This is a genomic window from Pseudomonas sp. HOU2 (genome assembly GCF_040729435.1).
In the GTDB taxonomy this organism is placed as follows: domain Bacteria; phylum Pseudomonadota; class Gammaproteobacteria; order Pseudomonadales; family Pseudomonadaceae; genus Aquipseudomonas.
The window spans coordinates 1,904,783-1,918,312 of sequence record NZ_CP160398.1 but is presented as its reverse complement, the minus strand read 5'-3'; the positions used below and the strand labels follow the sequence as shown (position 1 = coordinate 1,918,312).

The window sequence follows — 13,530 nt, the reverse complement described above, 5'->3', positions numbered from 1 at the left end:
ACGCCATCGCGAGCAGGCTCACTCCTACACAAAGGCCTTGTGTCTCAAACGAACAAGAAGGGCAATCGACATGGCGACGTGTGGCGAAGTACTGGTCAAGTTACTCGAGGATTACGGGGTCGAGCAGGTGTTCGGCATTCCGGGGGTGCACACCGTGGAGCTGTATCGCGGGCTGGCCCGTTCGAGCATCAACCATGTCACCCCACGGCATGAACAGGGCGCCGGTTTCATGGCCGACGGCTACGCGCGCACCAGCGGCAAACCGGGTGTGTGTTTCATCATTACCGGTCCGGGCATGACCAACATCACCACCGCGATGGGGCAGGCCTACGCCGACTCGATCCCGATGCTGGTGATCTCCAGCGTGCAGACCCGCAGCCAGTTGGGCGGCGGTCGCGGTAAGCTGCATGAGCTGCCGAACCAGAGCGCACTGGTCGGCGGCGTCGCGGCGTTCTCCCACACCCTGATGTCCGCTGCAGAATTGCCGGCCGTGCTGGCCCGTGCCTTCGCACTGTTCCAGGCCGGGCGCCCGCGTCCGGTGCACATCGAAATTCCGCTGGATGTGTTGGTGGAAGAGGCCGACGAGTTGCTCGCCAGCGTCCCGGTGCATATCGACCGCGCCGGGGCTGCATCTGCAGCCGTACGACGCATGAGCGAGTTGCTGGCCGGCGCTAAACGTCCGTTGATTCTCGCCGGTGGCGGTGCCATCGATGCCGCTGCCGAACTCACCGAACTGGCCGAACTGCTCGACGCCCCGGTGGCGCTGACCATCAACGCCAAGGGCATGTTGCCGTCCAGCCATCCATTGTTGATCGGCTCGACGCAAAGCCTGGTCGCCACTCGCGCACTGGTGGCCGATGCCGATGTGGTACTGGCAATCGGCACCGAACTGGCCGAAACCGATTACGACGTGACCTTCGCCGGCGGCTTCGAGATTCCCGGCAAGTTGCTGCGCATCGACATCGACGCCGATCAGACCGTGCGCAATTATCCGCCGCACGTGGCGTTGGTCGCCGACTCGTGCAACGCCGCACAAGCGCTGCTCGACGCACTGTCGCAGCAGGCGCTGGCCGAGCGGCGCAACGATTGGGGTCAAGTGCGGGCGGCGCGCCTGCGCGATGAGCTGGCCGCAACCTGGGATGCGCCAACCCTGGCCCAGACCCGTTTTCTGGAAACCGTCCTGCACGAGTTGCCGGACGCGGTGTTCGTCGGCGACTCCACGCAACCGGTGTACACCGGCAACCTCACCTTCAACCCGGAGCGCCCGCGGCGCTGGTTCAACTCGTCCACCGGTTACGGCACCCTCGGTTACGCCCTGCCGGCGGCGATTGGCGCGTGGCTTGGCGGCAGCGTCGAGGGCGGCGCTCGTCCGCCGGTGGTGTGCCTGATCGGCGACGGCGGCTTGCAGTTCACCCTGCCGGAACTGGCCAGCGCGGTCGAAGCGCGCACCCCGGTGATCGTGTTGCTGTGGAATAACCAGGGTTACGAAGAGATCAAGAAGTACATGGTCAACCGCGCCATCGAACCGGTGGGCGTCGATATCTACACCCCGGATTTCATTGGCGTGGCCAAGGCCCTGGGCTGCGCCGCCGAAGCGATCAGCTCGGTTGAGCAATTGCGTGGCGCGCTGCGTGCGGCGACTGACCGCCAAGGCCCGACCGTGATCGAAATCGACCAGAGCCAATGGATGCAGGCGGTGGCCCAATGAGCAGTTTCCCAACCACCCTCGATGGCCTGTACATCAACGGCCAATGGTCGGCCGGGCGTGAACACCTGCGGGTGATCAACCCGGCCACCGAAGCGCTGCTGACCACGGTCAACGGTGGCGATGAACAAGCGGTCAACCACGCCGTCAGCGCGGCCACTGAAGCGTTCAAGCGCTGGTCGAAAACCACTGGCGCCGAACGTGGCGCGATTCTGCGCAACATCGCCAACGGCGTGCGCAACGGTCGTGATCACTTGATGAAGTTGCAGTCGAGCAACAACGGCAAACCGCAGTTCGAAGCGGCGATCGATGTCGATGATGTGATCGCCACTTTCGAGTATTACGCCGAATTGGCCGAAGGCCTCGACGCACAACTCGACAGCAACGTGGCGCTGCCCAGCGATGACTTCAGCGCGCGTCTGCGTCGTGAACCGTGCGGTGTGGTCGGGCTGATCGTGCCGTGGAATTTCCCGATGGTCACCACCGCCTGGAAACTCGCGCCGGCACTGGCCGCCGGTTGCTGCGTGGTGCTCAAACCGTCGGAAGTCACGCCGCTGCCGGAGCTGGAACTGGCGGCGATTATCGCCGAGTCCGGTCTGCCCAACGGTGTGTTCAACCTGGTCTGTGGCACCGGGCTGGCGGTCGGTGCGCCGCTGTCGGCGGATCCGCGCATCGCCAAGATCTCCTTCACCGGCAGCAACGCCGTCGGTGTGCAGGTGATGCAGCGTGCCGCCGAAACGGTGAAGGGCGTGAGCCTGGAACTGGGTGGCAAATCTTCGTTGCTGGTACTCGAAGATGCCGATCTGGAACTGGCCGTGGAGCTGGCTTGCGGCGGCGGTTTCTTCAATGCCGGGCAGATGTGCTCGGCCACCAGTCGGGTGCTGGTTGCCGATGAACTGGCCGATGAATTTCTTGAGCGTCTGCAAAAGCGTGCGCAAGCGATTCGCGTGGCCGATCCGTTCGACCCGGACGTGGAGATGGGCGCACTGGTCAATCAGGCGCAATACCAGCGCGTGCTCGGTCATATCGACCGTGGCCTGAGCGCCGGGGCGAAGCTGGTGTGTGGTGGCAATCGCCCGGCGCATCTGCCGCGCGGTTATTTTTTGCAGCCGACGGTGTTCACCGACGTGCCCCTCGACAGTGCGCTGTGGTGCGAAGAGATTTTCGGCCCGGTGCTGTGCGTGCGCCGTTTCAGCAGCGAAGCCGAGGCGATTGCGCTGGCCAACGACAGCCAGTTCGGGCTGGTCGCCAGTGTGGTGACGGGTAACGCCGAGACTGCCGACCGCGTCGCCAACGCCCTGCAGGCGGGGCTGGTGTGGCTCAACGCGCCGCAAGTGATCTTCCCGCAGACGGCGTGGGGCGGCTACAAGCAGAGCAGCATCGGCCGTGAATTGGGGCCGTGGGGGCTGGCTGCTTTTCAGGAAATCAAACACGTGATCCGGGCGCTCTGAACGCCCGAAAACGGTGAGCGCATGCCTCGCAACGAGGCATGCGTCGGTGTCATGGCTTCGATGAGTTTTTATCGATAGTCAGGTGTATTGCACGACCTCAGGATGAACCCGTCGGCAGCGCTGCAGGCCTTTGAGCACAAGGCCTGCAGCGGATCCGGCCGCGCGGATGCAACGGTTGCGACCAACCTCATACTTAAAAGAACAAAGGGAGTCCGTCATGGGCGAGCACGATCTGAACAGGCGTCAATTCATTAAAACCGTCGGCGTCGCCTCGGTAGCGGCGGCAGCCCTGAGCATGCCCTTCATCCGGGCCAGCGCCAGCGATACGCGGTTCGCCGGCAAGACTCTGCGCCTGCTGACTTGGTCGGATGACACTGGCCTCGCCGCACTGCGCAACATCGCCGCCACCTTCGAAGCCAAGACCGGCGCCAAGGTCATCGCCGACCGCACCGGCAGCACCTCGGAAATGGTCGCCAAACTCAAGGCCGGCGGTGACCGTCCGCAGTATGACATCATCACCCTGGCCGGGGTTGGTGCCGAAGGTCTGGCCGCTGCCGGGCTGCTGGAAAAGCCCGACCTCAACCGCATTCCCAACCTGATCGACGTACCGGAAAAATACCGCACCGGCGCCAACGGGCACGGCATCGGTTACCTGCTGTGGTGCAACAGTCTGGTCTACAGCACCCGCACCCAGAAAGAAGCGCCCACCAGTTACGCTGCGTTGTGGGACGCTGATCTGGCGCCGAACATTTTCCTGCCGCCGCCGAACTGGACCGAGGCCATGGACCTGATCATCATCGCGGCGAAACTGGCTGGCGGTGACGAACACAACATCGAACCGGGCTTCAAGAAACTCGCCGAGCTGAAGGATCGCGTGGTCACCCTCGGCGAGAATCCGAACCAGATCGCCGAGCTGTTCCGCACCGGGTCGTTGGACATGGGCGGCCTGTACGCCCCGGCATTCTTCCCCAAGCAGATCCGCGATCCGAACTACGGCCTCGGTGCCACGTTCGGCATGAAGGAAGGTTTCTACACCGACCTGATGCTCTCGGTGATGCCGAAGAACCGTCCGGGCGACACCGATCTGGCCTACGCCTTCATCGACCACTCTCTCGACCCGCTGGTGCAGGGCAAGATGGCCGAAGACATCTTCAACGGCCCGGTCAACGCCAAGGCGATCATCTCCGCCGAAGCGCGCAAGAGCCCGTACATCCTCACCCCGGAGCAGATTGCCGAGAAGGCGATCATGCACGACAACGCCTTCCTGGCGACCGTGCATGACCAATGGATTCGTCGTTATACGGAAATTTTTTCTTCCTGATTTCCGAGGACTGAAAATCTTTTGTGGCGAGGGAGCTTGCTCCCGCTCGGCTGCGAAGCAGCCGCAATCTGAATGGCGACCTGGCGAATGCATCTAGCCATTGATGGGGCCGCTTCGCGACCCAGCGGGAGCAAGCTCCCTCGCCACAGGGTTTATCCCGGATTTCAATCCTGTTGGCTTTCCATTGACGAGATCATTGCTATGGAACATCAATCCCTGACCCAACCGGTCGGCGCCGCTGACGTGCGCCCGGCGCGCGGTATTTCGCCGACCGCCCGGGCGTGGTTTTTCCTCACGCCGTCGATGCTGTTTCTCGGTGTGCTGATCGCGGCCAGCCTGCTGGTGCTGCGCATGAGCGTCGGCACTAAAGGCGCTGAATGGAGCGGGTTCAACCTCGCCAGCTACGCGCAATTGCTCGAACCCTATTACCTGAAATCCCTGCTGCTGACCCTGCGTCTGGCGCTGATCAGCGCGGTGATCGCCGTGCTGCTGGCGATCCCGGTGGCGTACACCATGTCGCGTCTGACCTCGCCGTTCGTGCGGCGGATTTTTCTCGCCGCGGTGCTGTTGCCGCTGCTGGTCAACCTGCTGCTGCAAAGCTACGGCTGGCTGGTGATTCTCGGCCCGGGCGGGATGCTCAACCAGGCGCTGATGGGCCTGGGCCTGATCAAGCGCCCGATCATGTTGCTGTACAACCAGAACGGCGTGCTGATGGGCCTGGTGCAGACCGCGTTTCCTTTGGCCGTGCTGCCGATTGCCAGCGCCATGCGTGGTGTTGCGCGTACCTACGAAGAGGCCGCCGCGACTCTGGGCGCCAGCCGTTTTCAGGTGTTCCGTCAGGTGGTGTTGCCGATGAGTCTGCCGGGGATCATCACCGGGGCGACGCTGGTGTTCGCCTACAACGCCAGCAGCTTTGTGGTGCCGTTGCTGCTCGGTGGCCGCCGTGTACCGATGCTCGCGGTGATGGTGCATGACCAGATCGCGCCGCTGATGAACTGGCCTGCCGCGTCGGCTGCCGGGGTGGTGCTGATCGTCACCACGCTGGCGATCATGACCCTGTCCGAATACATCACCGGCCGTCGTCGGCGTCTGCTGGAGGCATCGCAATGAGTACTTTGATCAAGAAGCGCATGGCGCTGCTGCCCGGCGACACCGGCAAGTTCGCCGGGATTCTTTCCGGGTCCATTCTGCTGCTGGCGGTGTTGCCGATCCTGACCATGATCGTGATGTCGTTCAGCGGTGCGTCGAACCTCGACTTCCCGCCGAGCAGCTACAGCCTGCAGTGGTACAAGGCGGCCTGGCACACCTTCGTCTCGCCCGACGCCAGCGATGTGCTGAGTCTCGGTCAGGCCATGGCCACCAGCCTGCTGGTGTCGTGTCTGACCATGGTCTTCGCCACGCTGATCGCGGTGCCCGCCGCCTATGCGCTGACCCGTTGCGAGTTCCGTGGCAAAGCCGTGGCGCTGCAACTGATGTCGCTGCCGCTGGTGTTTCCGATGGTGGTGTTGGGGCTGGCGTTGCTGCTGGTGTTCGACAGCCTGCCGTTCCATCTGACCACCTCGCGGCTGGTGATTGCCCACGTGATTCTGGCGCTGCCGTTCGTGGTGAAAAACTGCACCGCCGCCATGCTCTCCATCGGCAGCGAAGTCGAAGAAGCCGCGCGGATGCTCGGCGCTTCACCGCTGCGGGCGATTGTCGACGTGGTAGTGCCGTTGATGAAGTCGGGGATTCTGGCGGGGATGCTGCTGGCGTTCATCGTCTCGTTCAACGAATTCACCGTGACCTATTTCCTCTACACCATCGACGTCATGACCGTGCCGATCTGGATGTACAGCCGCACCGTGTCATCGCTCGACCCTACCGTGTTCTCGTTTGCCGTGCTGATCGTGCTGATCGACTTCGTCCTGATCTGGGCGCTGGAGAAGCTGGTGGGCGAGGGCGGCGTTTCCTTTTGATTTGAGGTGCAACATGACTGGTCTGATTCTGGAAAACGTCGAGAAATTCTACGGCTCGGCTTGCGCGGTACAGGACGTCAACCTGCATTTGCCGGAAGGCAAACTGGTGTGTTTTCTCGGCCCGTCTGGCTGCGGCAAAACCACCTTGCTGCGGATGATCGCCGGGCTGGAAACCCTCACCGGCGGCGAGATTCGCCTGGACGGCGAGAACATCGGTCACACCCCGGCGCACCTGCGCAACTTCGGCATGGTGTTCCAGTCGCTGGCGCTGTTCCCGCACATGACCGTCGGCGAGAACATCGCCTACCCGCTGAAACTGCGCGGCGTCAGTAAGACCGAGCAGCAGGCGCGAGTGGTGGAACTGCTGGAGCTGATCCAGTTGCAAGCCATGATCGACCGGCCGGTGGCGAAACTCTCCGGCGGGCAACGGCAGCGGGTGGCGATTGCCCGGGCCATCGCCTCGCGGCCGAAAATCCTTCTGCTCGACGAACCGCTGTCGGCGCTGGACGCCAAGTTGCGCGAGTCGATGCAGGTGGAAATCCGCCAGTTGCAGCAACGCTTGAACATCACCACGATCATGGTCACCCACGACCAGCGCGAAGCCATGACCATGGCCGACATCGTCGTGGTGCTGGGCGAACACAAGGTGCAGCAGGTGGGCACGCCGATCGAAATCTACCGGCATCCGGCCAACGAATTCGTCGCTGATTTCATCGGCTCGGGCAACATCTTCCCGGCCACGGCGCTGGGCGACGGCAAGGTCAGTTTGCCGGGCGGTGATGCGCTGCAAGTGCCGATCTGCAGCAGCATTGAGGTGGGGCAGAAGGTGAAGATGCTGATTCGCCCGGAAGACCTGCAACTTTCCGCGCCACAAGCCACGGCGGGCAACCGCTTGCTCGGCAAGGTGACATTCGTGCGTGATATCGGCGCGACCATCGAGACCACGGTGGAGTGTTCCGGGGTGGCGTTCACCGCGTTGAGTACGCCGTGTCAGGGGATCGGTTTGGGGATCGGGCATCCGGTGTCGGTGACGTTGCCGAGCGAGGCGTGTCGGGTACTCGGTGCCTGATTCAGGATTGAGGTTGTCTTGACTGGCCCCATCGCTGGCAAGCCAGCTCCCACAGGTTTTTCGGGTGTGCACAACTTCTGTGTTCAGCAAAAAAACCTGTGGGAGCTGGCTTGCCAGCGATGGCGTCAATCGATCCAGCACAAACCTTGATCAGACCGACTGCCGCAACCGCGCCAGATCCCGCAACGGCGGCGCACCAAACAAGCGGCTGTACTCGCGGCTGAACTGCGACGGGCTTTCATAGCCCACGCGATAGCCCGCTGCCGACGCTTCCAGCCCTTCGGCCAGCATCAGGCGCCGCGCCTCTTGCAGGCGCAATTGCTTCTGATATTGCAACGGACTCATCGCGGTCATCGCCTTGAAGCGGTGATGCAGGGTCGAGACGCTGAGGTTCACTTCTTTCGCCAGATCATCGATGCGCAGCGGCTGTTCGAAGTTGCCGTTGAGCCATTTGATCGCCTGGCTGATGCGGTGGCTCTGGCTGTTGGCAATCGCGATTTCATACAAGCGATGGCCCTGCGGACTGCGCAGCAGGCGATAGAGAATCTCCCGGCGAATCAGCGGCGCGAGCATGGCAATGTCTTTCGGTGCATCCAGCAAGCGTGCCAGACGCAACACCGCGTCGAGCATCGCGCTGTCGATCTTTTCCACATACAGGCCACGCCCGGTCGGCCGGGTCGGCACGCCCATCGGCCCGGCGTCGGCGATCAGTGCGGTGATTTCCGCCGGATCGATGTCCAGACGCACAGCGAGGATCGGATCTTCCGGCGAGACATTCACCACCCGCCCGCTCAACGGCATCGAGACCGAGACCACCAGGTAATTCAGCGGGTCGTAATTGAAATATTCGTCCGCCAGCCGCACCTCTTTGCGGCCCTGGGCCATGATGCACAACGCCGGTTGCGCCAGCACCGGGGCGAAGTCGTGGGATTTTGTGTGGCGCGACATGAACAGCGAGCCGATGGCGGTCTGGTAACTGCCATCGTCGGTGGTGTTGCGGCGGATGATCCCCGCGAGCTCCGCACGCTGTTTTTCCATGTCGACATCGAGCGGGGCCTGGAAACGATCGAATGACGTCATGCGCGGCATCCTCTGCTAAGACGGTGGAATGGGGCAGAGCCTATATTTGTGCAAGCGCAAGCGGTAGACACATCCTGTCAAATGCTTGCCTGATTCTGCATTGGCTGGTTTTGTGCCACCGCCATCAACCTGCACCCGACGCATAGCGACCTGCAGTCGAATCCCCCTGTAGGAGCTGCCGAAGGCTGCGATCTTTTGATTTTAAAAACAAAAGTCAAAAGATCGCAGCCTTCGGCAGCTCCTACACAAAAGCGTTGTGACAGCGGTGTGACAGGTTTCTACCCGTCGACATCGGGCGTTTGTGCAGTCTCGCAGGATTGTGCAACGCAGCGGCAGGAATCGACTAACGGCACCTTGCGCCCGGCCCTTAACCTTGGATCCTGTCGCAGCCTGCCCCCGGCTGCCACGCGACTCCCTGGGAGGGTTGAACATGTCCAAGCAGATTCCCGTCAGTCATATGGCCTTCGTTCGAGCGCGCGCCGGACGCTCCGCCGAACTGGGTGTACGCCTCAGCGCCTTGATCGAACCTTCACGCAACGCCCCCGGTTGCCTGAACTTCGCCCTGCAGCATTCGCAATGCGATCCGGAGCTGTGGCTGGTCTCCGGTTTCTGGAGCCATCAACAGGCGATGACCGCGTATTTCAACAGTCCGTCGATGCAAATCTTTGCCGAATTGGTTCAAGACCTGGTGGTCAACAGCCTGGATTTCCACACCTTCAAAGAGGTGTCGGCGGCGCAGGCGCTCGGACAATGCCCGGCACCGATACACAAACTCGCCGGTTGAGGGTTTAATGTCCGGCTTATTCATCTGAGCCAGGATGTGTGCCATGGCACGTAAAGAGTTCGAACACTTCGAAGCAGTCTCCGCAGTCGTCCCCGTCGAGTTGGGCGGCAACAAGGGTTATCACGCGGCAATCGCGGTCAAGGCCCTGGTCGATGGCGGTGCGCCACGCTTCCACAAGCTGCTGGGTGATCAGGTGTTCCCCGGCGCCATCGCTGCCGATGAGGCTGCCATCAATGAGCTGGACCGCCTCAAGGGTGTCACTGATGACGCCGAGTTGATCTGGTAGTTATTTGACCGCCCCCGGGCGCCACATCTTGAACAGGGCCTCTGGCCCCAACTGGAAATAATCCGCCGGCCCGCCGCCGCGCAGAATCGGTTCTGCCGCGGCGGTGTCGTAGATTCCGTCCTTCAACAGCCACTTGGCGATATGCACGGCGACCACTTCGCCGAGCACCAGCCAGCTCGGCACCGTTTCGCCATCGGCGCGCTGCAACTGAATGATCTGCGTGACCTTGCACTCGAAGGACACCGGGCTTTCGGCTACCCGTGGCACCGCAATCACTTTCGACGCCGCCGGCGTCAGCCCCGCCAGTTCAAACTCGTTGACCTCGGGCGCGACCATCGCGCAGCTCTGGTTCATCTGCTCGGCCAGCGGCCGGGTAGCGAGGTTCCAGACGAACTCGCCGGTCTGCTCGATGTTGTTCAGGCTGTCTTTGCGCCCGACGCTGGAAAAACCAATGATCGGCGGGATGTAGTTGAACGCGTTGAAGAAGCTGTATGGCGCCAGGTTCAACTGCCCATTGGCATCCTGCGAAGAAATCCAGCCGATAGGGCGCGGGCCGACGATGGCGTTGAACGGATCGTGGGGCAGGCCGTGGCCGTTGGCGGGTTCGTAGAAGTGGATGTCGTCGGACATGGATGGGGTTCCGGAAGGGGGCTAGGACAGGTGAACAATAGTGCAAGCACGGTCAGACAATTTCCAGTCGGTCACTGATATTCCATTTAATGGAAAACCTGTGGGAGCTGGCTTGCCAGCGATGGCGGTCTGTCAGTCGACAATTACTTTGAATGAAAGATTGTCATCGCTGGCAAGCCAGCTCCCACAGGGTTTTGCGTGGATTTCAGAAATTGTGCTGCCCCAGAAATGACTAAGCCCGGCCGAGGCCGGGCTGTGGAAGGACCGCTGATAGTCAGCTGATGGCTGCAGCGGTCCCTGTTTTATCGAAGCCGTCAGCCGCGATGGCGTTGGCAGTACCGGTTTTATCGAAGCCATCGGCGGCCACGGTTTTGCCGAGGTTGGTTTTATCGAAACCGTCAGCGGCGTAAGTGCCCGAGTGGCTGGTTTCGATGGCGGCGCTGGCGCCGGAAATGAATTCGGCCGATTTGGTTTTGTCCGAGCCATCGGCAGCGAAGGTGTTGGCGGCCAGTACGGACAGGGTCAGGGCGAGGATCAGTTTGGTTTTCATGTTCGTGACTCCGGATGGGTTGGCGGTGTGTCTTGCTTGGGTTGAATGCTACGCCAACTAAATTGATTAAAAAGCGCAAATAAATGCTAAAAACAATCGATTAACTTGATGTTAAGGGCGGCGCATTGAATGGGCTTCCACTGTCGGGAGCGAACGCCGCGCAGGTCATCGATCAGGTATTGGTAGGGTGCAAGGGCAGCATTAATGGGGGATTAATCGCTGTTTTCGCGATATGACAGATTTTTCATCTGTTGCCGACCGCTTTTTCACCGACGCATCGCCAGTCTGCCCACGGCCAGAAAACCCAAGAACCGGCCGTCTCACACTGGAGCTTTGCTTGCGATGAACAAACTGCCTCAAATCACCCTGGCGTTCTGGGTCATGAAAATCTGCGCGACGACCCTGGGGGAAACCGCAGGGGATTTGCTGTCGATGACCCTCAACGTCGGGTACGCCCTCAGCTCGCTGATCCTGATCAGCGTGTTCGTGCTGACCCTGATCAGCCAACTGATGGCCAAGACCTACAAGCCGCTGCTGTACTGGATCGTGATTCTGTCCACCAGCACTGCCGGCACCACCATGTCCGATTTCATGGATCGCACCCTTGGGCTCGGCTATGCCACCGGGTCGATGATCCTGATTGCGATTCTGCTGGCGATCTTCGCGGCCTGGCGCCTGAGCGGCGATTCGCTGAACGTCAGCAAGGTGCAGACCTTCCGCGGCGAGATGTTCTACTGGATGGCGATTCTGTTTTCCAACACCTTGGGCACGGCGCTCGGCGACTACCTGGCCGATGACTCGGGCCTGGGGTTTGCCGGTGGTGCGCTGCTGATCGGCTCGACCATTGCCGTGGTCGTGGCGCTCAAATACTTCACGAAGATTTCGTCGGTGCTGTTGTTCTGGGTGGCGTTCGTGCTGACCCGGCCGTTCGGTGCGACCTTGGGCGATCTGATGACCAAGCCCCATGAAAAGGGTGGCCTGGACTTCGGCACCATCGGCTCGTCGGCGGTGCTGGCGGGGATTCTGCTGGTGATGATTGTCGGCGCGTCGTATGCGCAGAAGCGTTATGGCAAGCCGCCGCTAGTTGCTGAATTGTCCTGATACCGAGTCGCCCCAATCGCTGGCAAGCCAGCTCCCACAATGGTCGGTGATGTTCACCAAATCTGTGTGCACCACCCGAACCTGTGGGAGCTGGCTTGCCAGCGATGAGGCCACCACAGCCACCGTTGCAGTGGCTGTGAAAACCCGATCAGTCAGTCACGATCCGCGAATGTTTCTGCGTGTCTTTCATGGTGATGTACACCAGCAGCGACACCGCGATGCACGCGGTCACGTACCAGTAGTAACCGGTTTCCATGCCGATGCTCTTGAACCACAGCGCGATATATTCGGCGGTGCCGCCGAAGATCGACACGGTCAGCGCGTACGGCAGGCCGACGCCCAGCGCGCGGATTTCGGTCGGGAACAGCTCGGCCTTCACCACGGCGTTGATCGAGGTGTAGCCGCTGACAATGATCAGTGCCGCCATGATCAGGAAGAACGCGCCCCACCAGGTCTGGATGGTGTGCAGGGTCATCAGGATCGGCACGGTGAAGATCGTACCGAGCACGCCAAAGGCGATCAGGATCGGACGACGACCGATTTTATCGGACAGACCACCAATGATCGGTTGCAGGCACATGAACAGGAACAGCGTGGCGGCAGAAATGGTGGTCGAGTCGGAGATGCTCATGCCGACGGTGTTCACCAGGTATTTCTGCATGTAGGTGGTGTAGGTGTAGAACGCCAGCGTCCCGCCCATGGTCAGGCCGACCACGGTCAGCAGTTCTTTCGGGTGGCGCAGCAAGGTGCGCATGGCGCTTTCCTTGGACTTCTCTTTCTTGGTGAACGACTCGGTTTCTTCCATGCCGCGACGCAGGTACAGCGCGACGATCGCGCACAGTGCGCCGATGGCAAACGGAATACGCCAGCCCCACGCGTACAGCTGTTCGGTGGTCAGCATGTTCTGCAGCACGATCAGCACGCCCAGGGCGATGAGCTGACCAGAGATCAGGGTCACGTACTGGAAGCTGGAGAAGAAGCCGCGACGTTCCTTGGTCGCCATCTCCGACAGATAGGTGGCGGAGGTGCCGTATTCACCGCCCACCGACAGGCCCTGCAGCAAACGGGCGAACACCAGCAGGATCGGCGCGCCGATGCCGATGGTTTCATAGTTGGGGCTGAGGGCGATCAGCAGCGAGCCGAAGCACATCAGGTAGACCGAAGCCATCAGTGCTTTCTTGCGCCCGACCTTGTCGGCATAGAGGCCCATCAGCCAGCCACCGATCGGACGCATCAGGAAGCCCACGGCGAAGATCGCGGCGGTGTTCATCAGTTGCGCGGTGCTGGAACCGGCGGGGAAGAAAGTCTTGGCGAAGTACAGCGAGAAGGCGGCGTAGACGTACCAGTCGTACCACTCGACCATGTTGCCGACCGAGCCGCTGAAGATCGATTTGATCCGGCTGGCGGTGGTTCTTTCTTTGGCGGGCGCGGCAGCCGACCCAAGGGGCAGGGCGTTGGAGTTATCCATTGAAGGATCCTTCGTTTAATTGTTTTTGTGGAGCGCGTAGAAACGCAGCCTGCAGGGGCTATAGCAGGAGCTGTGCCAACGGGGGGAGGGCCGGTTTAGAGGGGGCGGCAGGACTTTATGAGCGGAAATC

At 61.4% G+C, this 13,530-nt stretch carries 13 protein-coding genes; 9 read left to right on the top strand and 4 right to left on the bottom strand.

What is annotated here, in order from left to right:
- Positions 1-70: 70 nt before the first annotated feature.
- From ABV589_RS08565 to ABV589_RS08540, 6 genes are all read left to right on the top strand, one after another.
- Complete coding sequence (locus ABV589_RS08565) at positions 71-1,708, top strand: 5-guanidino-2-oxopentanoate decarboxylase (RefSeq protein ID WP_367085560.1); 1,638 nt, start codon at positions 71-73, stop codon at positions 1,706-1,708.
- Positions 1,705-3,156 carry an aldehyde dehydrogenase family protein gene (locus ABV589_RS08560; protein WP_367085559.1) on the top strand — a complete coding sequence of 484 codons (1,452 nt, stop codon included), beginning with the start codon at positions 1,705-1,707 and terminating at the stop codon, positions 3,154-3,156. Before ABV589_RS08565 ends, ABV589_RS08560 begins: the two co-directional genes overlap by 4 nt.
- A 217-nt stretch (positions 3,157-3,373) precedes the next feature.
- Entirely contained in the window at positions 3,374-4,477 is a 1,104-nt protein-coding gene (locus ABV589_RS08555) for an ABC transporter substrate-binding protein (RefSeq protein ID WP_007965860.1), read from the top strand.
- Positions 4,478-4,678: 201 nt separating this feature from the next.
- Positions 4,679-5,587 carry an ABC transporter permease gene (locus ABV589_RS08550; protein WP_367085558.1) on the top strand — a complete coding sequence of 303 codons (909 nt, stop codon included), beginning with the start codon at positions 4,679-4,681 and terminating at the stop codon, positions 5,585-5,587.
- Positions 5,584-6,432, top strand: coding sequence for an ABC transporter permease (locus ABV589_RS08545; protein WP_258675831.1), 849 nt, complete (start codon positions 5,584-5,586; stop codon positions 6,430-6,432). Before ABV589_RS08550 ends, ABV589_RS08545 begins: the two co-directional genes overlap by 4 nt.
- A gap of 13 nt (positions 6,433-6,445) precedes the next feature.
- Positions 6,446-7,501, top strand: coding sequence for an ABC transporter ATP-binding protein (locus ABV589_RS08540; protein ID WP_367085557.1), 1,056 nt, complete (start codon positions 6,446-6,448; stop codon positions 7,499-7,501).
- Between the two features lie 150 nt (positions 7,502-7,651).
- Here the strand turns inward: ABV589_RS08540 and ABV589_RS08535 are convergent, their stop codons facing one another.
- On the bottom strand, positions 7,652-8,581 hold the full coding sequence (locus ABV589_RS08535) for an AraC family transcriptional regulator (RefSeq protein WP_367085556.1): 930 nt from the start codon (positions 8,579-8,581) through the stop codon (positions 7,652-7,654).
- A gap of 430 nt (positions 8,582-9,011) precedes the next feature.
- Between ABV589_RS08535 and ABV589_RS08530 the strand changes: the two genes are divergently transcribed.
- On the top strand, positions 9,012-9,365 hold the full coding sequence (locus tag ABV589_RS08530; RefSeq protein WP_027612495.1) for an antibiotic biosynthesis monooxygenase family protein: 354 nt from the start codon (positions 9,012-9,014) through the stop codon (positions 9,363-9,365).
- A gap of 43 nt (positions 9,366-9,408) precedes the next feature.
- A complete protein-coding gene (locus tag ABV589_RS08525; RefSeq protein ID WP_007965872.1) occupies positions 9,409-9,651 on the top strand; it encodes a hypothetical protein in 243 nt (80 codons plus the stop codon).
- Here ABV589_RS08525 and ABV589_RS08520 read toward each other — a convergent pair whose 3' ends face one another.
- Positions 9,652-10,281, bottom strand: a complete 630-nt coding sequence (locus ABV589_RS08520; protein WP_367085555.1) for a flavin reductase family protein — start codon at positions 10,279-10,281, stop codon at positions 9,652-9,654.
- Between the two features lie 274 nt (positions 10,282-10,555).
- Complete coding sequence (locus ABV589_RS08515) at positions 10,556-10,831, bottom strand: hypothetical protein (protein ID WP_367085554.1); 276 nt, start codon at positions 10,829-10,831, stop codon at positions 10,556-10,558.
- A gap of 342 nt (positions 10,832-11,173) precedes the next feature.
- On the opposite strand from ABV589_RS08515, the gene ABV589_RS08510 reads away from it, so the two are divergent.
- Positions 11,174-11,932: a hypothetical protein gene (locus ABV589_RS08510; RefSeq protein ID WP_367085553.1), complete on the top strand. Its 759-nt coding sequence runs from the start codon at positions 11,174-11,176 to the stop codon at positions 11,930-11,932.
- Positions 11,933-12,080: 148 nt separating this feature from the next.
- On the opposite strand, the gene ABV589_RS08505 is transcribed toward ABV589_RS08510, so the two are convergent.
- Entirely contained in the window at positions 12,081-13,400 is a 1,320-nt protein-coding gene (locus tag ABV589_RS08505; RefSeq protein ID WP_367085552.1) for an MFS transporter, read from the bottom strand.
- Between the last annotated feature and the right edge of the window lie 130 nt (positions 13,401-13,530).